Annotated in this window: 22 protein-coding genes; 13 read left to right on the plus strand and 9 right to left on the minus strand. The window is 61.9% G+C overall.

Annotated elements, in window-relative coordinates; all coding sequences use genetic code 11:
• Nucleotides 1–13: 13 nt before the first annotated feature.
• Nucleotides 14–484, minus strand: a complete 471-nt coding sequence (locus tag ASU23_RS06525; protein WP_058037572.1) for an Lrp/AsnC family transcriptional regulator — start codon at nucleotides 482–484, stop codon at nucleotides 14–16.
• A 154-nt stretch (nucleotides 485–638) separates the two neighbouring features.
• Between ASU23_RS06525 and pdhA the strand changes: the two genes are divergently transcribed.
• The 5 genes from pdhA to ASU23_RS06550 are packed head-to-tail and all read left to right on the plus strand — an operon-like array spanning nucleotide 639 to nucleotide 6515.
• Entirely contained in the window at nucleotides 639–1766 is a 1128-nt protein-coding gene (gene pdhA / locus ASU23_RS06530) for a pyruvate dehydrogenase (acetyl-transferring) E1 component subunit alpha (RefSeq protein ID WP_058037573.1), read from the plus strand.
• A gap of 2 nt (nucleotides 1767–1768) precedes the next feature.
• Nucleotides 1769–2773, plus strand: a complete 1005-nt coding sequence (locus ASU23_RS06535) for an alpha-ketoacid dehydrogenase subunit beta (protein ID WP_058037574.1) — start codon at nucleotides 1769–1771, stop codon at nucleotides 2771–2773.
• A complete protein-coding gene (locus ASU23_RS06540) occupies nucleotides 2770–3993 on the plus strand; it encodes a dihydrolipoamide acetyltransferase family protein (RefSeq protein ID WP_058037575.1) in 1224 nt (407 codons plus the stop codon). Before ASU23_RS06535 ends, ASU23_RS06540 begins: the two co-directional genes overlap by 4 nt.
• Nucleotides 3993–5387, plus strand: coding sequence for a dihydrolipoyl dehydrogenase (gene lpdA / locus ASU23_RS06545; protein WP_230793349.1), 1395 nt, complete (start codon nucleotides 3993–3995; stop codon nucleotides 5385–5387). The genes ASU23_RS06540 and lpdA overlap by 1 nt, the downstream gene beginning before the upstream one ends.
• A gap of 24 nt (nucleotides 5388–5411) precedes the next feature.
• A complete protein-coding gene (locus tag ASU23_RS06550; RefSeq protein ID WP_058037576.1) occupies nucleotides 5412–6515 on the plus strand; it encodes a Glu/Leu/Phe/Val dehydrogenase dimerization domain-containing protein in 1104 nt (367 codons plus the stop codon).
• Here the strand turns inward: ASU23_RS06550 and ASU23_RS06555 are convergent.
• From ASU23_RS06555 to ASU23_RS06565, 3 genes are all read right to left on the minus strand, one after another.
• Nucleotides 6447–7352, minus strand: a complete 906-nt coding sequence (locus tag ASU23_RS06555; protein WP_058037577.1) for a TIGR04222 domain-containing membrane protein — start codon at nucleotides 7350–7352, stop codon at nucleotides 6447–6449. The two genes, ASU23_RS06550 and ASU23_RS06555, sit on opposite strands and share 69 nt — an antisense overlap.
• Nucleotides 7349–8257: a TIGR04222 domain-containing membrane protein gene (locus tag ASU23_RS06560; RefSeq protein ID WP_058037578.1), complete on the minus strand. Its 909-nt coding sequence runs from the start codon at nucleotides 8255–8257 to the stop codon at nucleotides 7349–7351. Before ASU23_RS06560 ends, ASU23_RS06555 begins: the two co-directional genes overlap by 4 nt.
• A 138-nt stretch (nucleotides 8258–8395) precedes the next feature.
• On the minus strand, nucleotides 8396–9073 hold the full coding sequence (locus ASU23_RS06565) for an SDR family oxidoreductase (protein ID WP_007729052.1): 678 nt from the start codon (nucleotides 9071–9073) through the stop codon (nucleotides 8396–8398).
• A gap of 77 nt (nucleotides 9074–9150) precedes the next feature.
• Between ASU23_RS06565 and ASU23_RS06570 the strand changes: the two genes are divergently transcribed.
• The 4 genes from ASU23_RS06570 to ASU23_RS06585 all read left to right on the plus strand — a co-directional run bounded on the left by ASU23_RS06570 (nucleotide 9151) and on the right by ASU23_RS06585 (nucleotide 13392).
• Nucleotides 9151–10077 (plus strand): metal ABC transporter substrate-binding protein, encoded by a 927-nt coding sequence (locus ASU23_RS06570; protein WP_058037579.1) that lies wholly within the window; start codon nucleotides 9151–9153, stop codon nucleotides 10075–10077.
• Nucleotides 10074–10805, plus strand: coding sequence for a metal ABC transporter ATP-binding protein (locus tag ASU23_RS06575; RefSeq protein ID WP_058037580.1), 732 nt, complete (start codon nucleotides 10074–10076; stop codon nucleotides 10803–10805). The genes ASU23_RS06570 and ASU23_RS06575 overlap by 4 nt, the downstream gene beginning before the upstream one ends.
• 3 nt (nucleotides 10806–10808) lie before the next feature.
• Nucleotides 10809–11699, plus strand: coding sequence for a metal ABC transporter permease (locus ASU23_RS06580; RefSeq protein WP_058037581.1), 891 nt, complete (start codon nucleotides 10809–10811; stop codon nucleotides 11697–11699).
• A gap of 136 nt (nucleotides 11700–11835) precedes the next feature.
• Nucleotides 11836–13392, plus strand: a complete 1557-nt coding sequence (locus ASU23_RS06585) for a GGDEF domain-containing protein (protein WP_007729043.1) — start codon at nucleotides 11836–11838, stop codon at nucleotides 13390–13392.
• On the opposite strand, the gene ASU23_RS06590 is transcribed toward ASU23_RS06585, so the two are convergent.
• Both ASU23_RS06590 and ASU23_RS06595 read right to left on the minus strand, forming a co-directional pair.
• On the minus strand, nucleotides 13381–14133 hold the full coding sequence (locus ASU23_RS06590) for a cyclase family protein (protein WP_007729041.1): 753 nt from the start codon (nucleotides 14131–14133) through the stop codon (nucleotides 13381–13383). The two genes, ASU23_RS06585 and ASU23_RS06590, sit on opposite strands and share 12 nt — an antisense overlap.
• Nucleotides 14134–14277: 144 nt before the next feature.
• Complete coding sequence (locus ASU23_RS06595) at nucleotides 14278–14694, minus strand: TIGR03668 family PPOX class F420-dependent oxidoreductase (RefSeq protein ID WP_003942513.1); 417 nt, start codon at nucleotides 14692–14694, stop codon at nucleotides 14278–14280.
• A gap of 54 nt (nucleotides 14695–14748) precedes the next feature.
• Between ASU23_RS06595 and ASU23_RS06600 the strand changes: the two genes are divergently transcribed.
• Nucleotides 14749–15750 (plus strand): PHP domain-containing protein, encoded by a 1002-nt coding sequence (locus ASU23_RS06600; RefSeq protein ID WP_003942580.1) that lies wholly within the window; start codon nucleotides 14749–14751, stop codon nucleotides 15748–15750.
• Nucleotides 15751–15799: 49 nt separating this feature from the next.
• Here ASU23_RS06600 and ASU23_RS06605 read toward each other — a convergent pair whose 3' ends face one another.
• From ASU23_RS06605 to ASU23_RS06615, 3 genes are all read right to left on the minus strand, one after another.
• Nucleotides 15800–17164 (minus strand): HNH endonuclease signature motif containing protein, encoded by a 1365-nt coding sequence (locus ASU23_RS06605; RefSeq protein ID WP_058037583.1) that lies wholly within the window; start codon nucleotides 17162–17164, stop codon nucleotides 15800–15802.
• Nucleotides 17165–17283: 119 nt separating this feature from the next.
• Entirely contained in the window at nucleotides 17284–18195 is a 912-nt protein-coding gene (locus tag ASU23_RS06610; protein WP_058037584.1) for a cation transporter, read from the minus strand.
• 72 nt (nucleotides 18196–18267) lie between these two features.
• Entirely contained in the window at nucleotides 18268–18966 is a 699-nt protein-coding gene (locus ASU23_RS06615; protein WP_007735269.1) for a haloacid dehalogenase type II, read from the minus strand.
• Between the two features lie 110 nt (nucleotides 18967–19076).
• On the opposite strand from ASU23_RS06615, the gene ASU23_RS06620 reads away from it, so the two are divergent.
• The 3 genes from ASU23_RS06620 to ASU23_RS06630 all read left to right on the plus strand — a co-directional run.
• Nucleotides 19077–20414, plus strand: a complete 1338-nt coding sequence (locus ASU23_RS06620) for an amylo-alpha-1,6-glucosidase (RefSeq protein ID WP_042449890.1) — start codon at nucleotides 19077–19079, stop codon at nucleotides 20412–20414.
• 56 nt (nucleotides 20415–20470) lie between these two features.
• The gene (locus ASU23_RS06625) at nucleotides 20471–21217 is read left to right on the plus strand and encodes a glycoside hydrolase family 25 protein (RefSeq protein ID WP_058037585.1); all 747 of its coding nucleotides are present in this window, start codon (nucleotides 20471–20473) and stop codon (nucleotides 21215–21217) included.
• A gap of 979 nt (nucleotides 21218–22196) precedes the next feature.
• Nucleotides 22197–25292: isopeptide-forming domain-containing fimbrial protein (locus ASU23_RS06630; protein WP_253741231.1), on the plus strand; the 3096-nt coding region annotated here is incomplete at its 3' end.

Here is a 25292-nt window from a genome sequence, read left to right on the forward strand (position 1 = left end):
GACTATAGACGGATCAGCCGGGCAACCAGTTGGGTCCCGGACCGTTGCCTTCTTCGAAGATCAGCCACGTTTTGGTCGAGAGAACCCCGTCGAGTCCCTGGAGTTCTTCGAGAACGGTGTGGCGTAGTTCCTGGTTGTCCGGGGCTCGAACCAGCACCAGAACGTCGAAGTCGCCGCCGAGGAGGGAGAAGTGCTCGACAAACGGCAGGGCCTTCAAGGACGCCGCCAGACCTCGCCACGAGTGCTGCCTGATCGAGAGTGCCACGTATGCCGAGGAGCCGAGTCCGGCCTTCTCATGGGCGATCCGCGTCGTGAATCCGGTGATGATTCCGGCGTCCTCGAGCCTTTCGATGCGGACGTAGGCGTGAGCGCGGGATATGTGCGCCTTTTCAGCCAGTGCACGCATGGAGATGCGACTGTCTGCGACCAGTTCGGCGATGATGCGGCGGTCGATCGCATCGAGAGTGTGCGGTTCGGTGGCCATCTGTCCATTCCTGCTTCGGTAGTCGAGTCGGTTGATGGACATATTGCTGCCCGAATCCTCATGATAGGCCGTTTGTCTTGAATCCTCGACGCTTGCTGCCATTACGTCGCCGAAGTGCGAATACTGATGGACACAACGTCTTCTGGAGGTAGAAGTGACACTTGTCGAACCCTTGGGGGAACTGCGGTATCGGAAGTTCCTGCCGGCCGATTCCGCGGTGCAGTACCTCGACCCTGCCGGAGAACTGACGCGCAGCGAGGCCCGCTACGCGAAACCGAGCGACGATCGCCTGATCGCGATGTATCGAAAGATGTTCCTGGGCAGGCGTTTCGACCAGCAGGCGACGGCACTGACCAAACAGGGGCGCCTGGCCGTGTATCCGTCCTCGCGAGGGCAGGAGGCATGTCAGATCGCGGCAGCGATGAGTCTGGAGCCGAGTGACTGGCTCTTCCCCACCTACCGGGATTCGATGGCGTTGGCCGCCAGGGGTGTCGATCCGGTGCAGATTCTGAGCATGCTCGCCGGCGACTGGCACTGCGGATACGACCCGGTCGCACTGCGCAGTGCGCCGCAGTGCACCCCGCTGGCAACGCAATTGCTGCATGCAGCGGGGGTGGCCTACGGGGAGTCTCGACGGGGCTTGAACACCGTCGCCTTGGCGCTCTGTGGTGACGGCGCCACCAGTGAGGGCGATTTCCACGAGGCGCTGAACTTCGCCGCCGTCTTCAAGGCGCCGGTGATCTTTCTGGTGCAGAACAACGGATTTGCGATCAGCGTGCCACTGTCGCGCCAAAGCGCAGCACCGACGTTGGCGCACAAGGGCGTCGGCTACGGGATCGGCAGCGAGCAGGTCGACGGCAACGATCCCGTTGCGATGCTGGCCGTCATGGACGAGGCGGCACGCTTCGTCAGCAGCGGAAACGGACCGGTGATCGTCGAGGCACACACTTATCGCATCGACGCACACACCAATGCCGACGACGCCACCCGCTACCGCGACAGCGCCGAGGTGGAAGCCTGGCTCGGGCGAGATCCGTTGCCGCGTCTCGAAAAGTATCTGCGCGCACACGATCTGATCGACGACGCGTTCGTGGAATCACTGACCGCAGAGGCAGAAGCAGAGGCCGCCACACTACGCGCCGGCATGAACGTCGACCGCCCGCACGATCCGCTCGATCTGTTCCGGTATGTCTTCGCCGAGCAGACACCGCAATTGCGTGAGCAACAAGCCCAACTCGAAACCGAACTTGCCGCCGAAGCCGCTGACACAGGGGGACACTGACCATGCCCATGCTCACGATGGCTCAGGCCCTCAACACCGCGCTACGCGACTCTCTGGCTGCGGACGACAACGTTGTCGTCTTCGGTGAGGACGTCGGCACCCTGGGCGGCGTTTTCCGCGTCACCGACGGCCTCACCCGCGACTTCGGCGACGACCGATGCTTCGACACTCCCCTCGCCGAGTCCGGCATCATCGGATTCGCAATCGGCATGGCCATGACCGGTTTTCGTCCGGTCGTGGAAATGCAGTTCGACGCGTTTGCCTATCCGGCATTCGAGCAGATCGCCTCCCATGTCGCGAAGATCCGCAACCGCACCAAGGGCGCGCTGTCGATTCCGATAGTCATTCGTGTTCCTTTTGCCGGCGGTATCGGCGGGGTGGAGCATCACTGTGATTCCAGTGAGGGCTACTACGCGCACACACCCGGACTGAAGGTTGTGGCGCCGTCCACGGTGGAAGACGCGTACTCGCTGCTACGTTCGGCGATCGAGGACCCCGACCCGGTGATCTTCCTCGAGCCCAAGAAGCTGTACTTCGCGCGAGCAGATGTCGACCTGACCGCACGTGAGCCGATCGGTCGCGCCGTCGTCCGGCGCCGCGGTCGTGACGCGACGCTCATTGCCTACGGTCCGTCCGTGGATGTTGCACTGAGGTCCGCCGAGGCCGCTGCAGCCGAGGGCCGGGATATCGAGGTGATCGACATCCGCTCGATAGTGCCGTTCGACGACGAGACGGTCACCGCATCGGTGCGAAAGACCGGACGCTGCATCGTCATCCAGGAAGCGCAAGGTTTTGCCGGTGTGGGTGCAGAAATTGCTGCCCGAGTGCAGGAACGGTGTTTCCACCATCTCCATGCCCCGGTGCTCCGGGTCAGCGGCTTCGACATCCCCTACCCCGCTCCCAAGCTCGAGCGTCACCACCTGCCCAGCGTCGACCGTGTCCTGGACGCCCTCGACCGTCTGCAGTGGAACGACACTCCGGACACCCGTTGGGCGGTGACGGCATGAGCAATCAGGTTTTCATGCTCCCCGATCTGGGTGAAGGTCTGGCCGAGGCCGACATCGCGGAGTGGCACGTCAAGGTCGGCGACGTGGTCACCATCGATCAGATCGTCGTCGAGGTCGAGACCGCGAAAGCTGCTGTGGATGTGCCCATCCCGTTCGCCGGGACCGTGATCGAACTACACGGCAAAGACGGGGACACCCTGAAGGTGGGCACACCGCTGATCACTGTGAGTGGTGGCGAGAGTGTCGACGCGGTCGTTTCGGCCAACCACGAGCGCTACCGCGAAGAGGAACGCGCCGGTTCGGGCAACGTCCTGATCGGCTACGGCACCAGCGAGGATGCACCGAGACGCCGACGCAGAGCGGCTCCGTCGGTACGCGTGATCTCGCCGATCGTTCGTAAATTGGCCTCTGACAACAGTATCGACCTAGCCACGATTTCCGGATCGGGCGCTGGCGGAGTCATCACGCGCGCCGACGTCGAGGCCGGGGCAAACTTCGGACCGGAAACGGAAACGTCACACGCGACCGACCAAAGAATTCCGATCAAGGGGCTACGCAAGGTAGTTGCCGACAAGCTGTCCACCAGCCGCCGCGAGATCCCTGACGCGACAACCTGGGTCGACGTCGACGCCACCGAACTGTTGGCGGCGCGAGCCGAGATCAACAAGTCACTGCCCGATTCCGACAAGATCAGCCTGATGGCGCTCCTGGCTCGGCTGACGATCGCGGCGTTGGCGCAGTACCCCGAACTGAACTCGTCGGTCGACACGGCTCGAGGCGAGATCGTCCGACACGCCCGCACCCACCTGGGGATCGCCGCGCAGACACCGAAAGGATTGACGGTGCCGGTCATTCGTAATGCCGATTCACTGAGCACAGTCGAACTCGCACAGGCACTTCGGGTGACCACCGGCCTTGCCCGCGACGGCAAGCTCGAACCCGCCCGCCTGACCGGCGGCACGTTCACGCTCAACAACTATGGGGTATTCGGGGTCGACGGATCGACTCCGATCATCAATCACCCCGAGGCGGCAATTCTGGGGATCGGACGCATCATCGACAAGCCGTGGGTCGTGAACGGTGAGTTGACCGTTCGTAAGGTCACTCAGATCTCGTTGAGCTTCGACCACCGCGTCTGTGACGGAGGCGAAGCCGGCGGATTCCTCAGGCTGTTCGGTGACTACATCGAGAACCCGATCCGCGTCCTGGGAAGGCTCTGATGACCAAGGCTCCGATGACAACTGCAGAACCCCACAGCGACGTCGTGATTCTCGGTGGAGGATCGGGCGGCTATGCCTGCGCCATCCGCGCCGCCCAACTCGGATTGTCGGTCACGCTGATCGAAGCGGACAAGGTCGGCGGAACGTGCCTGCACCGCGGATGCATCCCGACCAAGGCACTGCTGCATTCCGCCGAGGTGGCCGATTCGGCACGCACCAGTGAGCAATTCGGTGTCCGGGCATCTTTTGCCGGCATCGACGTCGCGCAGGTGCACGACTACAAGAACGGGACAGTCGAGCGGCTGTACAGCGGTCTGCAAGGCTTGTTGGCGCAACACAAGATCACCATCGTCAACGGATACGGGACGTATGTCGGTGGGCGAAGCATCGACGTCGACGGAACCCGCTACACCGGAACATCACTCGTTCTGGCCACCGGCTCGTATCCGCGGGAACTCCCCGGCATCGAACTCGGCCGACGGATCGTCACCAGCGACCAGGCACTCGAACTCGACCGGGTGCCCACCAGCGCAACGGTACTCGGTGGCGGTGTCATCGGCGTCGAGTTCGCAAGCCTCTGGCGCTCGTTCGGCGCCGAAGTAACGATCGTCGAGGCACTCCCCCGACTGATCGCCGCCGAGGATCCGTGGTCGTCGAAGCAGCTGGAGCGGGCATACCGGAAACGTGGAATCGTCTGTAAGACAGACACAAAGGTCGATTCCGCGAAAGAAGCAGCCGATTCCGTCCGCATCGAACTAAGCGACGGAACGAAACTCGACACCGACCTACTGTTGGTCGCCGTCGGCCGCGGACCTCGCACGGACGGTGACGGTTTCGAAGAAAACGGAATCAGCCTCGACAAGGGATTTGTCGTCACCGACGAACGCCTCCGTACGTCCGTGGACGGTGTGTACGCGGTCGGCGACATCGTGCCCGGTCTTGCGTTGGCGCACCGAGGTTTCCAACAAGGAATCTTTGTGGCCGAACAGATTGCCGGCAAGGATCCGATACCGGTCGCCGAACACCTGATTCCTCGCGTGACGTACTCACATCCCGAAGTTGCATCGATCGGACTCGACGAAGAGGCGGCGCGCACGCAGTACGCCGACGTCTCCACCGTCATCTACGACCTGGCAGGTAACGGCAAGAGTCAGATCCTGCGAACTACCGGCGGAATCAAAGTGATTCGAAGCGGAACGAAAGGCCCTGTTGTCGGAGTTCACCTGGTGGGAGACCGCGTCGGCGAACTGATCGGTGAGGCGCAGTTGGCCGTTGCCTGGGAAGCACTTCCCGATGAAGTGGGGCGTTTCATCCACGCACACCCCAGTCAGAACGAAGCGTTGGGCGAGGCCATGCTCGCACTCGCGGGAACACCACTGCACGCCCACAACTGACCCGGAGACAGAAAAGGAGATTCAATGAGTATCGACGACGAACTGCGCTGGGACGGTGAACTGACCGTCACACGCCATGATCGGGAGACCGGCACGACTTTCGTGATTCGAATCGACTCCACCCGTCTGGGACCGGCGTCGGGTGGCACGCGGGCCGCTCACTATCCCTCCATCGGTCACGCATTGGCGGACGCCGGGAAGCTGTCCGGCGCAATGACTTTGAAGATGGCGGTCTCCGATCTGCCGATGGGTGGCGGGAAGTCGGTAATAGCGCTACCTGCACCGCGCAATCAGATCGACGCCGCAACCTGGACCCGTATCCTCGACATCCACGCCGAGAACATCGACAAGCTCGAAGGAAACTACTGGACTGGTCCTGACGTCAACACCAACTCTTCCGACATGGATCAGCTCAGCCGCACCACCAAATACGTCTTCGGGCGTTCGGTCGGCAACGGTGGCGCCGGTTCCAGCGCGCACGCCACCGCTCTGGGTGTGTTCGAAGCGATGAAGGCCACGGCGCGTCGCCGAGGACTCGGAACACTCGACGGCCGAACGGTACTGGTACAGGGGCTCGGCGCCGTCGGCGGCGACGTCGTCCGTCTCGCAGCGCAGGCTGGCGCACGTCTGCTGGTTGCCGATACGGACCCGCAGCGCCTCGAGGCGGCTTCTCTCGCGGGGCACACGGTCGTTCCTGCCGGCGAGGTCCTCCGAACACCGTGTGACCTCTTTGCCCCCTGCGCGATGGGAGGCATCATTGATTCCGCTGCGGCTGCGTCGATTCCGACTATGGCCGTGGCGGGCGCAGCAAACAACATCTTGACCGATGCCGCTGCCGGTGAGGTTCTGCGAGACCGCGGGGTTCTCTGTGCCCCTGATTTCGTCGCGAACGCAGGCGGAGCCTTTCACCTCGTGGGGCAAGAAGTCTTGGGGTGGAACGAAGACGACGTCGTCGAACGAACCCGCGGGATCGGTCGAACCTTGGACGAGGTGTACTCGTTGAGCGAGGAACGTGGCATCACTACCGAGGCCGCAGCGCTTATGCTCGCCCGGGCGCGGCTATCCCCCGCATCCACCGCCGCCGCCACATCCGCCACCCCCGCTGCAGCTGCCGCCTCCCCCGTCTGAACCGCCACCGTCCGAACCCCCGCTACTTCCGCTGCCGTCGGCACCGATTCCGGCGGCGGAGGCCAAGGCGGGATTGATCATCAGCATCGCCGAACCGGCGAAGAGAGCGGCGGACATTCCCGCCAAACGCGGTCCGTAGGCGGAGAAGGCAGGCTTGTTGCGCGGGGACAGGTAGGCGTGTGCCGTGGTCAGTTCCGAACGTGCCGCCTTGCCAGAGGTGGTTCGATCGAAGTTGAGCCCGAGCAGCGGGATGCTGAACCCGGTGACGAGTACGGCGAGAATCAGAAACTCGACGGGCTTGTCGTTGTGCAGTCCGAAAGCAATGCGGACGATACCCACGGCCACCAGGATCTTCAGCGGAACTGTGGAGAGAAAGATTGAACGCCTGGTGCTGTCGGAGGTCAGGTATCCCCGGTCCGCCAAAGAGTTTCGTAGGCGAGCTGTTTCCACCGTCATACGCTCGGCGAGTTGGCGCCGACGATGGGGTAGAGCCTGCTGGGCCAGGCGCTGGTACACGGTGAGGGTGTACCAGTCCAGGGTCTCGTCGCCAGGGCCCAACGGGCGCAGGACAGCGCCGTCGGTGGTGATCAGGTCAGCGCTACGCAGGATTGCCAATGATGCTGCGATGGCGCGTGACTCGCCGGTGAGCATTCCGACTTCCGGAGGCGTCAGTTGCTCGGCGGAATACCCGTGCTCGGTTGAGTACCCGTGCCGGCGTGCCCGGATCATCAGACGCCACCCCAGAGTGAGAACCATGAGCGTGGCCGAAACGGCTATGTAGCCGTAGAGGAAATCCTCGCTGGGGATCCCCCACGTGTCGGCTGCATGCGTGCTCATCCCCCACACCCCCCGCCGCCGCAACTGCTCCCACTGCCGCCACCGCCGTCCGAGCCGGATGATCCGGATGAGGAGCCACAACTGTAGTAGCTCGAACTTCCGCCACCCGGGCTGTACGCGGCGCCCGCAGCTACCGCTCCCGCCAGCGCCGGATCGATCAGAACCAGAGCGCCCGCACCGAAGAGCGCCGCCGACAGCCCGGCGAGCGAGGGACCGTAGCTCGTGTACGCGGGCCGCAGTTTCGGTGAGAGGTACGAGTTTTCGTGCTTGAGGCGTCGAAGCTCGCTGTCTCCCAAAGCTGTCCGACGACGCTTGATGCGAAGAAGTGGAATCATCAGAGCGAGAACGATGATGGTGAGGAGCAGGAACCCGACCGGCTTACCGCCGGCGATTCCGGCGACGAGACGGACTACGCCGAGAGCAATGACCGCCACGATCGGAACGGTCCGAAGGGCAGCGGTCAGACCGTCCTGCTGGCGTTGCAAATATCCCTCGTCGATCAACGTCGTACGTAGTTGTGCGAGTGCGACGTTCAGCCGTCCCATCAGACGCACCTGCCGCAGCGGGACCTTTCCGTTGCCGAGCCGCTTGTGCACCGTACGGGTGAACCAGTCGAGACGATTCTTGTCCTCCGCAGTGAGTGCCAGCTTGGTCTTGCCTTCGGTGCTGATCAGCTCGGCGCTGCGCAGAATAGCCATCGACGCCAGCACCGCTTGGTAGTCACTGGTCAAGGCACCGATCTCGGGAGGAGTGAGCGTCCGACGGACAGCGTCGACGACCACCGGTGACCGGCGCGCAGTCATTCGGCTGTACAGCGAGAGTCCGATCGCGACGGCAGCCGCCACCAGGTACCACTGAAGGAAAGTCTGGCTGGGGATCCCCCATGTATCCGTATGATCATGCATCGCACACCACCTCTCGATGAACTCCTGAGACAAGTCCAGTCTCTTTGTCCGACAACTGATGTCAGTATCGGGCCAGTGCCCGGAAAAGCGATATCCGGATGGCCATCGTCACCATTCCGTTACCGCCGAACTGGGGATTTACCGGCCGGTAGGTCGAAGCACGATCTCCGTGGGGTGTGCGTCGGACGGTGTTTCGACGGCAGTGAGTACGGCACGCGCCACAGTGGAGGCTTTCAGGAAGCGCTCCGGGTCGTACTCGTCGCCCTCACCCGCGACGATGTCGCGCTGCATGTCGGTGTCGATCCGTCCGGGGTGAATGGAGGTGACCCGAAGTGCCGGCTCTTCCAGGCGCAACGCATCTCCGAAAGCGCGCAGGGCGAACTTGCTGGCCGCATACGAGCCCCAACCGGCGTTGGCGCGCAGTCCGGCACCCGAATTGATCAGCACGACGTGACCTCCGGCCGCACGAAGCGCGGGCAGGAGAACCCGCGTGAGTTCGGCGACGGCGATGACGTTTGCCTCTAGGGTGCGTCGCCACTGATCGACCGAGGATTCCTCGATGGTTCCGATGTCGGCCACGCCGGCGTTGTGTACCAGCACGTCGAGCGTCGTGATGGACGAGGCGGCGGCGGCGACGGCGTCGTAGTCCGTGAGGTCGAGGGGTAGGGGCGTCGATCCGGGCAGTTCGGCGCAGATCGGCTCGAGGGCCTGTGCGGATCGTGCACCGAGCAGCAGGTCGTGTGTCGGCGCCAGTTCGCGTGCGATGGCAGCTCCGAGGCCGCGACTGGAACCGGTGATCAAGGCAGTAGGACGCATGGTGCGAGCCTATCGAGTGAGGATTGTTCGGCCAGACGAACTTGTGTATTTGTTTACCCACATATTAGAGTTCGACCATGACGACACGCGACGCGAAGAACTTCCGCCGCCTGGGAATTGCCGCCCTCGCCGCCCTGCTTCTGTCCAGCTGTTCTGCGGTGAGTTCTGGCTCCGACGACGACCGCCCGGTGGTGCTCACCACGTTCACCGTGCTGTCGGACATCGCCCAGAACGTTGCCGGCGATCATCTTCGCGTCGAGTCGATCACCAAGGCGGGGGCCGAAATTCACGGCTACGAGCCGACGCCCGGAGACATTCGGCGGGCGAGCGAAGCCGATCTGGTCCTCGACAACGGCATGAACCTCGAGGCGTGGTTCGCGAAATTCGTCAACGGACTGGACGTGCCACACGTCGTGGTCAGCGACGGCGTCGAAGGCATTCCGATCGCCGGCGACGCGTATGCGGGCAAGCCCAATCCGCATGCATGGATGTCTCCGTTGAATACGCAGATCTACGTCGACAACATGGTGACTGCTTTCAGCGACCTCGACCCGGACAACGCCTCGGCATTTGCGGAGAACGGCGCGAAGTACAAGTCGGAACTGCAAGCAGTGCAGGACGGCCTGGTCAGCGGCCTGGCGGCATTGCCCGCAGGTCAGCGCGCACTTGTCAGTTGCGAGGGTGCGTTCTCCTATCTGGCCAGGGACGCGGGACTCAGCGAGGCGTATATCTGGCCGGTCAATGCCGAGCAGCAGGCGACGCCGCAGCAGATCATCGCCGCGATCGACTTCGTCCGAGCCAATTCCGTTCCCGCCGTCTTCTGCGAGTCGACGGTCTCGGATGCCCCCATGCAGCAGGTTGTCGGGGCGACCGGCGCGAAGTTCGGCGGAACGCTGTACGTCGATTCGCTGTCCGAAGCCGACGGTCCCGTGCCCACCTACCTGGACATGATTCGCCACGACACCGATGTCATCCTCGGCGGTCTGACCGGCGGTAAATCATGAACGAAGCCATTCGCGTCGAAAACGTCAGCGTTCACTACGGCGAGGTCCACGCACTGGACCACGTCGATCTGACGTTGAACTCGGGTAGCGTCTGCGGACTGCTCGGCATGAACGGTTCAGGAAAGTCGACTCTGTTCAAAGTGATCATGGGGATGATCAAGCCGGACAACGGTTCTGTCAGAATCGCCGGTCTCGACGCAGCCACTGCGCGCAAGAGCGGCCGCGTCGGATACGTGCCGCAGAGTGAAGACGTCGACTGGACCTTCCCGATCAGCGTCCGTGACGTCGTGATGATGGGCAGGTACGGTCACCTCGGATTCTTGCGACGTCCGCGGCGTGCAGATCGCGAGGCGGTGGCAGAGGCCCTCGAGCGGGTGGAACTCACCGAATTTGCGGATCGTCAGATCGGTCAGCTCTCGGGTGGTCAGAAGAAGCGCGCGTTCGTCGCACGCGGCATCGCGCAGGACGCGTCGATACTGTTGCTGGACGAGCCGTTTGCGGGCGTCGACAAGCGTTCCGAGGCAACGATTTCTACGCTGCTACGAGAGTTGGCTTCCGACGGCCGGTCGATCTTGGTCTCGACCCACGATCTCCACGCTGTGCCGAAACTCTGCGACGAGGCGGTACTGCTCATGCGCAAGGTCCTGGTGCATTCCGACCCGGACACCGTGCTGCAACCGGAAAACCTCGCCCTGGCTTTCGGTCTCGACGTGATGGACAGGACCTGATCGATGAACCTCGTAGAACTCCTACTTGATCCTCTCCAGTACGGATTCATGGTGCGCGCGTTGGCCGTTGCGGTTGTGGCAGCGGTTGTCTGCGCGGTGCTCAGTTGTTGGTTGGTGCTCATCGGGTGGTCGTTGATGGGCGACGCCGTCTCGCACGCCGTGCTGCCGGGTGTTGTCTTCGCTTACGTCGTCGGCGCACCATTTGCTATCGGGGCCTTGATCTTCGGGTTGATCGCCGTAGCGCTGATCGGACTGATCCGTAACACCAGTCGCGTCAAGGAAGACGCCGCGATCGGTATCGTCTTCACGACTCTCTTTGCGTTCGGTTTGGTTCTCATCTCGGTGACCCCCAGCCAGACCGATCTCAACCACATCATTTTCGGCAACCTGCTGGGGGTGAGCTCGTCAGATCTTCTGCAGGTCGCGATACTTGGCGCGTTGGCGTTGAGCATTCTGTTGATCAAGCGTCGTGATCTGACGTTGTTCGCCTTCGACCCGATCCATGCGAACGCGATAGGTCTTTCGCCCAAGCGCCTGGGTGCGCTGCTACTCGGCGTCCTCGCACTCACGTCCGTTGTGGCGTTGCAAGCCGTCGGCGTCGTGCTGGTGGTGGCGATGCTGATCATCCCCGGCGCGACGGCCTACCTCCTCACCGACAAGTTTTCGCGGATGCTGGTGATAGCTCCCGTCGTTTCCGCAGTCTGCGCGATTGCCGGTATCTACGTCAGCTACTACCTCGACACGGCTTCCGGTGGCATGGTCGTCATGACGCAGGGCATCGTGTTCGCTCTGGTGTACCTGTTCAGCCCGTCGCAAGGGGTGATCGCGAAATGGACCTCGCAGCGGCGTAGGACCCGAGCGGAATACAGCGCCGCGGCGTACGAGCCTTCCTGATCGTTCGTCCAGTTAACAATCCGCTACCAAATCGGGTAGGTTCGTACGGGCATTCGTCACCACGAACATTCCGGCCGCAACGATGCCGGCTGCAAGACGATCGGTGGTGACGCCTTGAACACCGATGGGTTCTTCGATGACGCAGTTCCGAGCGCGACGCACGTGGCTGGTTCTCGGCGTCGTTGTCGCGGTCATCGCTCTCGCCGGATCCGGGCTGCTCAGCCCACGAACTTCGGTTCTGGTGGACGATATCGCCCAGCTCGTCGGCGGAGCCACCGCAACTGCGGTCTGTTGGTGGACATCGCGGCGCTATCACGGCGTCGAGCGTCGTTGGCGAACTCTGATGGCTCTGGGTATGGCCGGCTGGACTCTCGGGATGTTCTTCTGGGCGTTCTACCGCTCGGTTCTCCACGTTCCACTTCCGTCGCCGTCGATCGCGGATATCGGTTTCTTCATGTTCCCGGTGTTCGCCGTGCCGGCGCTTCTGTCGTTGGTGCGTCAGTCGCCCCGGCGTGAGGCGATCGGTCCGATCCATCTCTGGCTCGTGCTGACGCTCGACGGCCTTGTCGTTGTCGGTGGATTGTTCATCCTCACGTGGACAACGGCCCTGGGCGCCGTCGTTCATACCGGTCCGACGGGATCTCTCGGGTTTCTTGTCGCGGTGATGTATCCGATCACCGACTTCGTTCTGATCGCCATGGTCTTGCTGATGGTCATCGGACCGAAGGCCGTTGCCGAGATCCGCGAACCGCTGACGTTCCTCGGGTGCGGGTTGGTGATGCTCTCCCTTTCGGACAGTCTTTACGCGTACTTGGTGGCGATCGGCGCCGAGAGTATGCCGACCATCGCCGATGCCGGGTTCATCGCGGGGCCGCCGTTGATCGCCTTGGCGGCGCTGACGAAGCGAACCGAGCCTCGGAACCGCAACGCGCCGCAGCAGTGGCGAAGCGATCGGACTCAGTTGCTGCTGCCGTATCTGTTGATCGCGGTGATCGCGACGATCGTGACTGTTCAGGCGCTGATCGTCGGCAACCTCGATGCCGTGGTCGTGATACTCGGCGTCGGCGTGTTGGTTCTCGCGCTGGTGCGCCAAATACTCACGCTCCTCGAGAACGACGCGCTCCTCCAACAGATCTCCGCTGCCCAGGACGAGCTGAGGTACCGAGCACATCACGACCCACTCACCGAGCTTGCAAACCGGGCCGCGTTCGACGAACACTTTGCGAGCGCCATCGAAAACTATCGCCAGACGAACTCCGATTGGGTGCTGATGCTTGTCGATCTGGACGACTTCAAACAGATCAACGATCGATACGGGCACCCGGCCGGCGACCGGTTACTGGTTGCTCTCACAGCACGTCTGCGCGAAGCGGTTCCCGAGGGTGCGTTTGTCGCTCGATTCGGTGGCGACGAGTTCACAGTGCTCCTGCAGGGCACGATCGACGACGCCGTCGTCGTGGCTCGCCGGATCGTCGACGCGCTCAGGTCCGATCAGACTGCAGACACATCGGTGTCGGTGGGTGCGAGCGTTGGTGTCGCGCATTTCGAGTCCGCGCAGTTCGAGTTTGGGGACGAACCGCTCAGCGCGCACACTCTTCTTCGCCAGGCCGATGCGGCGATGTACGAGGCGAAGAGAAGTGGGAAGGGCGCGGTCGTTGTCTACGGCGACCGTCGCAAATGGTTATCGCCGTAGTAGTGCGAAAATCGTTGCCGGTGAACCCGATCCGGCCTTGTTGATCGCACCACCGACAAGGATGCTAGCCCCGGTGGTTGGCAGGGCGGCAAGATTGTTCAAGTTCTCCAGGCTGATTCGATGCTTGTCGTACAGGATTGTCGAGACGGGGTAGGTTTCGTCGTTTCCGAGGTCGGGACCGAACGTGTCGGTTCCCAATGCTCCGCGGGTGCCCAAACGGCCGGTGTCTATCAGCCACCGCGCCGCGTCCACCGAGAAGCCGGGCTGGTGGGTGACGCCCTCGGCATCGGAGTTGGCATATTCTTCGCTACCCCAGCGCGATTCCCACCCGGTCCAGAGAACTACGGCCGCTCCATCGGGGATCTTGCCGTTGCGCGTTTCCCATTCCTGCAGGTCCGCGACCGTGAGCGCATAGTCCGAATCGGCGGCAGCCTTGTCCCGGATGTCGATCTTCACTGCGGGGAGGAAGAGGTCCGCCGGATCGAGTTGGTCGGCTGTGAGGCCGCCTTCCTGGAAGTGTGCGGGTGCGCCCCAATGCGTGCCCGTGTGCTCACCTTCCTTGACGTACTGGAGGTAGTAGCCGTCGTCTGCGATGGTGGCCGCTGTGTCGAGAGTGAACTCGGGGTCGCCTGGAAAAACCGGCGTCGTCGCCGGGTCGTTCACGTGTGAGAGCGAAACAACCGACAACTGTTCGTTCAACGGGCTTGTTGCGTCTTGACTGCTTCCGGAACTGCTACCCATGTCGATCACCTGAGGTCCCGCTACCAGCGCCAGACCTGTGGCTACGCGCTGAAGTAACTGCCGTCGTTTCATCGATCCCCCGCCAATTTGTCCGAATTGAGAGTGTTGCAATCACTTTCGCTCCTTGAACACTAGGACAGAACCTTAGGCTGCTGCGGACCATGACGACCACTCCACATCGCGGACAGCTATGACCTGTCCGTGCGGTCGGTGATCTACGTACTGCGGATACTTTGCGGCCAAAGCATCGATCGCGCTCTCGGACTCCTTGGTGCCGGGGTCGAGAACCTCCGCATGTCCGTCGACGCGGACCCACCAGAGCGCGGACCAGTCGTCGTCGTAATGATCGACCAGCAGGCTTGCGCGCCCCGTCTCGGTGATGTTCCGGAGCCTGCGAAGAGCGGTCGTGGTTTTCGGTTTGTGGTCGACACAGGAATAGACGGTGCCGCCGACCAAGACGAATACCAGCGGCACGATGTGCGGAACGCCGGCCGCATCTGCCGTTGCCAGGTGAGCCACCCGCGCGGCTTCAAATCGTGCTCTCGGGTCGTCCATATTCACAGCGTAAGGGGATCAAGGGTTGCCGCGAGCCGCTGCTGACGGAACAGTGGTCTCATGGAACCGGATGAAGCGCTTCGGGAGATCGCCTACTGGCTCGAACGATCACGCGCTGAAACGCACCGCGTCAAGGCCTATCGCCGAGCTGCGGAGGTCTTTTCAGGATTGTCCGACGAGCAGAAGGAGTCTCGCCGGAAAGCCGACAGTTGGAAGGCCCTCACCGGCATCGGGCCGAAGACTGCCACGATTATCGCTCAGTCGTACGACGGCATCCCCGAGTATCTCGAGGAACTGCGGGGGCAGGCTGAGCCCATCGGCGACAGCCCATTGCGACAAGCGCTGCGCGGCGACCTCCACACCCACTCCGACTGGTCCGATGGTGGAAGCCCCATCGAAGAAATGATGCGACGCGCAGCAGCACTCGGCCATGACTACTGCGCCCTCACCGACCATTCGCCTCGCCTCACAGTTGCCAACGGGTTGTCCGCGGAGCGCCTACGGTCTCAACTCGACGTGATAGCCGGGTTGAATGCCGAACTGGCTCCCTTCCGCATTCTCACGGGAATCGAGGTGGACATCCTCGAGGACGGTTCACTCGACCAGGATCCCGATCTGCTCGACGAACTCGACATCGTGGTGGCGAGCGTCCACTCCAAGCTGCGGTCCGAGCGTGAGGCGATGACCCGCAGAATGCTTGCTGCAGTGCGAAACCCGCGTGTCGATATTCTCGGACACTGCACCGGGCGTCTTGTCGAGGGTGCTCGCGGAACCCGGCCCGAGTCGCAGTTCGACGCGGAGAAAGTGTTCGAGGCCTGCCGCGAATCAGGCACAGCCGTTGAGATCAATTCCCGACCGGAGCGTCGTGACCCGCCTTCGCGTTTGATCGAGTTGGCCCGCGATCTCGATTGTCTTTTCTCCATCGACACTGACGCCCATGCCCCCGGTCAGCTGGCTTGGCAGGGCTACGGCTGTGACCGGGCCGAAAAGTGCGGTGTCGAAGCCGATCGGGTGATCAATACCTGGACCGCCGAAGATCTTTTGGAGTGGGCAGGCAATTGAGAGCATGCCGGAATGGGTCACCGAGGCGTGTGCTCGGTGACCTCCGGGTTCAGAGTCGTGTGGTGGAGCGGAGGGGTTTCCGGTCGGGGTCGATGCCTGGTGGTGGGATGAACCAGGGCAGGTGATCGGTGCCCATTCGGATTTCCCATTTGCCGGTGAATCCGGGTTTTCGGTGCATCAGGGTGTGGTGGGTTCGGCAGAGCAGGACCAGGTTGTCCATGACGGTTGGTCCTCCTTTGGCCCAGTGTTTGATGTGGTGGGCGTCGGTCCAGGCGGGGACGCAGTCGCAGCCGGGGAAGGCGCACCCTTTGTCTCGGGCGATCAGGGCGGTGCGTTGTGCCGCGGTGACAAGCCTTTTGAGTGGGGTGACGTCGAGTGGGGCACCGTTTCCGTCGAGGAGGACGCTGGAGAGCATGCAGTCGCAGGCGATCATGCGGGTGCGGCCGACGCTCAGTGGTCCCATCCAGGGCATGTGGCCGACATCGAGATCTTGTTTGTCGAGATCGTGGAAGTCGAGATCGAGCATGCCGGGATCGTCGTCCTCGGAAGGGACAGGTGTTGAGCCATCACCCGTTGTGGCGCATTCACGGTGGTAGGCCAGGTCTTTGGCGTTGATGTGCACGTTCAGGTGTGGGCGTTGGCCGCCGTCGATGCCGGTGGCAGCGTTGTCGAGGTAGCGCCGGATGAGTTCTGCCATGGCGTCTGCGTTGCGTGTGGCGGCGGATCGTTTGTCGGGTGTGCCGTCTTCGGCGGGGGTGGGCATGGAGAGGTTGGAGAGGGCGGAGAGAAGCATTTCGCCGGTCACTCCGTCGAAATCGCCTCGGACGGCGACTCTTCCGTTGAGGGTGGGGGAGATGCGCAGTTCGTTGCGGTCGGTGTCTTCGCTTGGTGGTGGGTCGTCGGATTCGAACATGTGCTCGAGGACGCTGATGGCGTAGCGCAGTTTGACGGTGGTTGCTTCGGTTCCCGATGCTGCGGCGAGGAGTGTGTCGCGGCAGTACGGTAGTGCGGCGTCGGGCATTGCCTTGGGTGGGGATTCGCAGAACGCCACGATCAGTGCTGCGTGCTCGAAAGTGAGGTCACCGGCATCGAATTGGTCTTCGATCTCGGGAAACGACCGTAGCGCTTTGCCCAGGGCTGCGATTCTTCTGCCGGTGGAGATCTGCAGCATGGTGTGGTTCGCGAGCCATTGTCCGGTGCCGCGGTAGCAGAGTACTTGTTCGTCCGGGTTCAACGTCAGGGTGTCGACAGCGGCCACTCGAATGGCTTCCAGGCGAAGGATTTCCGCTGACGCGGTGATGGCGATCTCGCGGACGTCGCTGGGGTGAAGCCGCCACAATCGTCCGCGCACACCCACGGCGGAGTTGTTGACCACGTCGGTGACAGTATCTTCGTCGGTGATGTTGATCGTCATGAGAACCCCCCGTTCCGCCTTCCATCATACTCGAACATACTTTCGAGTCAAGGGCTTTTTCGGGAAGGTGAGGTGGGCCCGGCCGTCGTGATTCTGTTGTTCGAGAGCAGATTCCGTCGCTAGAGCATCAGCGCCGGATCTGTAGTCAGTTCGATGTTCAGCCACGGTTCGTAGGGGAGATCGGCGAGGCTGGTGGCGAACGAGCGTCGTACTGCGTCTTCACCGTCGATGTCCCAGCTGTGTGGCGCGACCATGAACGTCGCTTCGACATACAGCTTGCGACCCACCTTGCTCATGGTGAGAGTCGGTTCGTCCAAACCGAATTCGTCGCGGACGACGGCGATGGCATCGTGCACGCGGGCCTGAACGTTTTCGCCGGGAGCACCTTCGAGGAGTTCGATCAGTGCGGTTCGCAGAAGTGCGTACGGTTGCGGGACCAGCATCGCGCAGCCGAGGAGGACCAAGACGGAGTCGACATATCGGTCGGCGTCGGAGAAATCGGTGCGGCCCAGGATCATTGCGACGACAGCACCGACTGCGACCAGCGCGCTGAAGGCAGCCGACGCTCCCCATTGCCTGGCTTCGGCGACGAGCAGATCAGATGTGCGGTCGACTTGTCCGACGTAGCGCCAGATGATGATCGACACCACTGCGCTGACAGCGCCGTATGCCACCAGAGACCCCGCGGTGACGTCGGCTCCGCCCGCGAGGATGACACGAACTGCCTCGACTGCGGCGTAGGCGAGCGTCGCCAGTAGTGCAATGCCCTGGACAGCGATGACGACCGGGATCAATGCCTCCTTGCCGAACGGGAAGCGTGCGGTGGGGCCCGAGTCGGCTATCCGCGAGACCCGCAGTGAGAGCGCCGTCAACACCATTCCGATGAGGGCGTACACACCGTCGAGCAGGATCACCTGGGACTGCGAGATCCAGCCCCAGAATGCGGCGAGCACAGCCAACGCCGTTGCGACCACGAGCGAGTACCGCAGGGCCTTGCGTTCGCGGGTAGCGCTGTCTTCCTTGGTGCCCATGAATTCCAAACCGCCTGTCCGTTTCGATATTCCTTCACGTAGGAATACCAGCAACGACGCGCAGGCACGGGATCAGTGGACCAATTGCGCTGCCAGATCGAGAAAGTCCTCGGCGTTGATGTCGAACTCGTCGGAGAAGGACACATCGGGATTGCCCCTGGCTCCGAATTCGAGTGGTCGAGCTATGAAGGCTGTGCGGAATCCGAGAGCTTTGGCCGCCCGGATGTCGTATTTGTGACTGGCAACCATCATGATCTCGGCCGGGTCGTACCCGAGATATCGAGCAGCCAGGTGGTAGATCTTCGGATCTGGTTTGAAGACGCCGGCCATTTCGGCAGTGAAGACGGCATGCCATGGCAGATTTCCGTGCCGGGAGATGCTGACTGCGGCATTCACGTCGGCGTTGGACAAGGCAGCGATTGTGTACTGCTGGCGCAGGGTTGTCAGGCCGGCGACAGTGTCGGGCCACGGGTCCAGGAATTTCCAGGCGGTGGTGAGTTCTTCCTGTTCGGCATCGGAAAGTTCGATGCTCTCGCGGGCCAACAGCTTGCGCAGAGCCTCGCGGTACACCGAATGTACTGTCACCCATTCGCCTGTGGAATCGTCGGCCTCGGAGGTGTTCGCGAAGTACTCAGCGCGCCAGAGATTGACGAATCTTGGCCAGTCCACGTCGGCGTCGGTGATTCGACGGGCCTCTCGGCACAGTGTGCTGTGAAAATCGGTCGCTGTGCCCTGGACGTCGAACAGCAGTGCTTTGATCTTCTCGCGCACTAGGCCTCCACTCCGAGATCACCTGACGGACTTCCTTCATTATTGCGGCTGCAGCGCCGGATTCGTGCTCGGTGAGCGCAAAGGCTCGACGCGTCGCAAAATAGACATCTATGGCAGACCGCGGATTTACCCCGACTCAGCTCGCCGCCCGAGCTGCCTACTTGCTGCGCGGAAACGACCTGGGCACGATGACCAGCGCTGCCCCGAAGCTGTATCCCCACATGTGGAGCTGGGACGCAGCGTTCGTGGCGGTCGGTCTGGCGCCGCTCAGCGTCGAACGGGCGGTAGTAGAGCTCGATACCTTGCTCTCGGCTCAGTGGAAGAACGGAATGATTCCGCACATCGTGTTCGCGAACGGTGTCGACGGCTACTTCCCCGGCCCGACGCGGTGGGATGTCAATGCGTTGGCAGCGCATGCTCCTTTGGGTACCGCTACATCGGGAATCACCCAACCCCCCGTTCACGCGATCGCGGTGCAGCGGATTCTCGATCATTCGCGTCGGCACGGACGTACGACGCGTGCGGTCGCGGAAGAGTTCCTCGACCGGCGCTGGAGCGATCTGGTTCGGTGGCACCGGTGGTTGGCGGAGGCCCGCGATCTCGACGGCAACGGCCGTATCGCGCTCTATCACGGGTGGGAATCTGGGATGGACAACTCTCCGCGGTGGGATCTGGCGTACGCGAATGTTGTTGCGGGACAAGTTCCTGCGTATCAGCGTGCTGATCTCGCTGTGGTGACGGACCTGTCTCAGCGGCCCACGGATAACGAATACGACCGCTACCTTTGGCTTCTCGAAGAGATGAAGGCCGTGCGGTACGAGGATTCTCAACTCGCCACTGCCATGAGTTTTGCCGTCGAGGACGTGTTTGTCAGTGCGGTTTTCTCGATGGCATGCGACGTCTTGGCAACTATCGGTGAGGAGCATTCGCGGCCGAACTCCGACGTCCGTGATCTGCGCGGTTGGGCAGATCGATTCCGGCAGGGCGTGATTGCCACCACCGATGAACGATCAGGTGCAGCAAAGGATTTCGATCTTCGCACCGGGCGATGGGTTCATACCGAGACCATCGCGATGTTTGCGCCGTTGCTGTGCGGCGGCCTGAGCCGCGATGCCGAGCGCGCTCTGTTGCGCACTTTCGAGGGGCCCAAATTCTGTGGTCACCCGGACATGCGGTTTGCTGTCCCACCGTCGACGTCTCCGGTTTCCGGCGATTTCCGCCCGCGGGAGTATTGGCGTGGCCCGGTGTGGCCGGTGATCACGTGGTTGTTCTCGTGGGCGTTCGCGCGTCGGGGGTGGGCCGAGAGATCGCACGTCTTGCGTTCGGAGGGGTTGCGGCAGGCCAGCGATGGCAGTTTTGCCGAATACTACGAGCCTTTCACCGGTGAGCCGCTGGGCAGTATGCAACAGTCGTGGACCGCTGCGGCTGTTCTCGATTGGCTCGGTTGAGTGAACATTCCCTGAATTAGGGGACAAAACGGACTAGTCGACCTTAGTCTCGGGAAATGGTCGAGCGACGGATCGTCAGGACACTGGGCAAGCTCACCCCGATCGCGATGGCAGCTGCCATCGCGATCACGGTACCTGGCCTCGCCGCTGCCGACGCTCCCCGTGGCCCGGACGTCTCTTCGTGGCAACACGTGGACGGAACCGGAATCGACTGGTTCCAGGTCAAGGCGTCAGGGCACGAGTTCGCGATGGTCAAGGCCACCGAGTCGCTCAACTACGTCAATCCGTACTTCATCCAGGATTGCCTGGTCATGCGTGCTGCCGGCGTCTCGCGCGGGGCCTACCACTACGCAGACGTTCGCCAGTCCCCCGAAGCCCAGGCCGCCTTCTATTCGGCGATCGTCCTGGGTATCAACGGACCTGGTGACCTCCCGCCCGTTCTGGATCTCGAGGACGCGAAGGGACTGCCCGCCGGGCAGGTCATCGACTGGACTCATCGCTACTTGAATACAGTCCAGGCACTTACCGGGCGGCAGCCCATCATTTACACGTATCCCAACTTCTGGCGTACTCAGATGGCCAACACCACCGAGTTCAACCACTACCCGCTGTGGATCGCCGATTACAACGGGCAGAACGCACCGGGGCCGCTACCCGGCGGTTGGTCCAACTGGACTTTCTGGCAGTACACCAGCACCGGACGCATCCCCGGAATCACCGGAAACACTGATATCAACGTCTACAGCGGAGCCCAGGGCGATTTCGATCGCTACGCCAACAGTGTGGGGTTCGGCAGCAGCTAGTTTGCGGCGGGGCCCTCGGCTCCGTGGTGCCCGGTTCGGGCCCTTTCGCCCTCGATGCATTTGCCTCGAGGCACGCGGAAGGGCCCTTTTTGGCACTCTTGTGACGCTTGGCTGGTTAGTCCGGTTGTTGCTCGTCAGTTACGAGAATTCTGCCGGGCGGTAGCCACGGTCGCTGAACTTTCGACTAGCTGAGCAGGATCGGAAAATAGCTATGGCAGAAAATGAGCAGAACTGCTCTGCCTGAAAAGCTACAAAACGGACTTGAAGTTGGGTTTGAATCGAAGGCGGCCGCCCGGTTTCGGGCGAAGTTGGTGCCTCGCAATCCAATTATCGGAGCCTCGGGATGCTTCGCTACCGGCAGCCGTCGCTGAGTGTGGTCTGGATCAATTCGATCAATTTCGACGGGCTCGCACGCGTGATCGGACTCCATGCAGGACGGGGTTTCCGAACGTCGTTCGAGGGTCTGTGGCGCATCCAACAGGCCTTATCCATATTGGGCATTTGTCCAGATTCCATATCTTCCTCGAGGTTGGTCGTCACCCGATCTGGTCAGCGGAAAGGGTGAATGTCATCGCGTTCGCCGCGGTGCCGTACTCCGGGGGCTGAATTGTCCGCTCGAACAACACTGTTCCTCGAAGCTTGTCCGATCTACGAACAAAAACGTCGATCGGTCTGCTTTGTCTGACTTTCGATGGGCAAGCTCCCGGTTATCTGTTATCTTGTTCCTGATAACTGGAAGGTTGCTCTCGATTTGCGCGGATTTCGAGGGCCAAGGTCCTGTTCAGGGCGGCTCTTCCAACACGCAGGTGTTTCCGAAGAGGAGCTCGAATGACAGGACCGGCAACAGCGTCCGGTGTGAGGTCGATCAGCCGAAAACAGGCGCATCGACCCGAACCAACCGATCAACCGGGAGTTCGCGCCAGCGCTCTCGCATCTCCGTCCATCGAACATCGATCAGGCACATCCTGGGGAGTAAGAAATGCCTAACGACATACCGCCGACAAGGTCGGCCATATTCACCGCAGGGCTCCCGCCCTGGGTGCGAGCGTGGACGGTGGTGTGGACCGCCATCGCGATGATTCTCGGCCTCTCCGGCGCGACGGCAGTAGCTGCATCAGCGCAGCCGGCCGCAACGCTCGGCGGTCCCGTTCAGGCTCAGACGCCGGCTCGCGCCGCTGTTCTTCCGGATGAACAGCCTGCAAAAGGCTGCGCATTCAGCGCCCCCGGCACCGGTCCGTTCTCGCAGAACATCTGCTGGATCGATATGTCGACGCTCGATGCGGCAACGGCTGCTTCTGCGGCAGGGCAGTCGATGGAAATCCAGCTCACCGACGGTTACAAGATCAACTTCAAGGCTTTCCTCACCGACTCGGTAGCGGGAAAGACACACCAGGGGATCGAAACGAAGGCATTTCCCACGTTGCACTATGCAGCGTTGGGAACTTCCGCGTACACGGGTGTGCCGACGACGATCAAGCCGGCGATCTACCAAACCTCAGCCACCGCTGGTCAGTCCGGTGGAACAGTCTCGCTGAAGAACATCGTGATGACGGGGCCGAATGGCGCCGTCAACAACTACGGGCTCGTAGCAGCCGACGCCGAGTCGACAGACGCGAATATCAATACTACGAACGACCGTGAATTCCTCACTTTCAATTCGGACAAGCCTCTACGGCAGATCGCACGTACCGTCGGTGACGACAGTGATCCTGCCTACCCCGGAATTCGGGCCTGTGACGGTGGGCTGACGGGTATGCCAGCCAATACCGTCCGATGCGATTCGTGGAACAACGTCAATGGCCAGGGGCGCACGCCCGGAACGCTGGTCGTTGCATCGACTGCTCCGACAAGTTTCGCAGCCACTTTCGGAAATACCGTTCAGGCGACCTCGCGTCAGGGCCTGGCGTTCGGTGTGCTGCTGTCGAAGGTCAAGATCGACAAGGACCTCACGCGCGTCACCCCCGGTGACGATTTCACTATCGGCATGAGCACCGGACACCACGCTGATGCAGGCGCCGCTGCAGCAACCGAGATCAAGAGCACCACGACCGGTGCGACTGATACGACGGCATCGACTGGCTGGCGGACGCTCCTCGCAGATACCACGCCCACCCCCGTCACGTTCTGGGAGAAGCCAACTACCTCGGCGACCAAGACCGCGAACTATGCGACATCGTGGGATTGCCAGGTAAACGGCGTGACCCAGGCCCTCAGGGTCGGTGACGTTGCGCAGGCAGCACTTACACCGGGTGACAACGTGTATTGCAAGGTCAAGAACACCCCGGTTCTCGTGAAGAAGTCGTCGTCACCACCTACCGGTGAGACGGTCAATATCGGCCAATCAATCACCTACACTCTGAATTTCGAGAATCCGGGCACTGCGCCGGCAACGATCGACTACACGGACTACCTCGCCGACGTCATTGATGACGGAACAGTTGCGGTCGGTGCTGCAACCGGCGGACTCACCGCCGCATTGAACGGCGCCGACAAGATCAAGGTCGGCGGCACCTTGCCGGCCGGCGGCAAGGGGACAGTCACATACACCGTCACTGTCAAAGACGGCGGCAACAAAGTTCTGAACAACTATCTGGTTCCGGGGACTACAACTCCCCCCACAACATGTGATCCTGCAACCAATCTCTGCACGACGCATCCCATGCCTGGTTTCACGCTGACCAAGACGGCTGATCCGGTTTCCGGTTCGACGGTTCAGGCCGGCGACACCATTACGTACACCGTCACCGGTGCCAACACCGGCAGGACGGCCCTGACTCCCGCGACGATCACCGATGATCTGAGTGCGGTTCTCAACAATGCTGCTGTCGTTCCGGGCTCGCTGAAGGCGACCATCGACGGTGCTCCTGTTGCTGCTCCGACTCTTTCGGGCAGCACTCTGTCGTGGTCCGCGAATCTCCCGGCCGGTAAGTCTGTTGTTCTGACATACCAGGTGAACGTCAATGCCGGCGTTGCCGCGGGAACGGTTCTGAACAACAAAGTCACCGGTACTGCGAAGCCGCCGACCGGTCCGGACATCACTCCTCCTCCGGTGGAAACGAATCACTCGGTTCCAGGTTTTACGCTGGCGAAGACTGCCGATCCGATCTCCGGTTCGACGGTTCAGGCCGGCGAGTCGATCAAGTACACCGTCACCGGCACCAACACCGGCAAGACGAAGCTTGATCCGGTACAGATCAATGACGATCTGGGTGCGGTCCTCAATAATGCTGCTGTCGTTCCTGGTTCGCTGAAGGCGACCATTGACGGAGCTTCCGTGGCTGTTCCGACTTTGTCGGGTACGACGCTCTCGTGGACTGGCGTTCTCGAAGCCGGCAAGTCGGTTGTCCTGACCTACGAGGTGAAGGTCAACGACGGTGTCGCTGCGGGTACGGTCCTGAACAACAAGGTCACGGGTACTGCGAAGCCGCCGACCGGTCCGGACATCACTCCGCCGCCGGTTGAGACGAATCACTCGGTTCCCGGTTTCACTGTCGCGAAGACTGCCGATCCTGCGTCGGGTACCGGCGTCAATGCTGGTCAGACGATCACGTATACGGTGACAGGTACGAACACCGGTAAGACGACGCTCAATCCTGTTGTGTTGACTGATGATTTATCGAAGGTTCTCGACAACGCGACGTTGGTGGACGGTTCGCTGAAGGCGACTGTTGACGGTGCTGCTGCCGCTGCTCCGACGCTCTCGGGGACGGCGCTCTCGTGGACTGGCGTTCTCGAGGCCGGTAAGTCGGTTGTTCTGACCTACCAGGTCAAGGTCAATGCCGGTGTTGCCGGTGGCACGTTGATCAACAACAAGGTCACCGGTACTGCGAAGCCGCCGACGGGTCCGGAGATCACTCCTCCGCCGGTGACGACGGAGCATCCGGTTCTGTCTCCGAAGATTGCTGTGGTGAAGTCTTCTGATCCGGTGTCGGGTTCGAATGTTGTTGCCGGTCAGGACATCAAGTACACGCTTACGTTCTCGAACACCGGTAACGGTGCGGGTGAGGTGGCGTACTTCGATGATTTGCGTCAGGTTGTGGACAAGGGTGCATTGAGTGGTTTGGCTGCTGATGCT

Origin of the sequence: Rhodococcus sp. KB6, from assembly GCF_001445685.1 — a bacterium.
GTDB lineage: Bacteria > Actinomycetota > Actinomycetes > Mycobacteriales > Mycobacteriaceae > Rhodococcus_F > Rhodococcus_F qingshengii.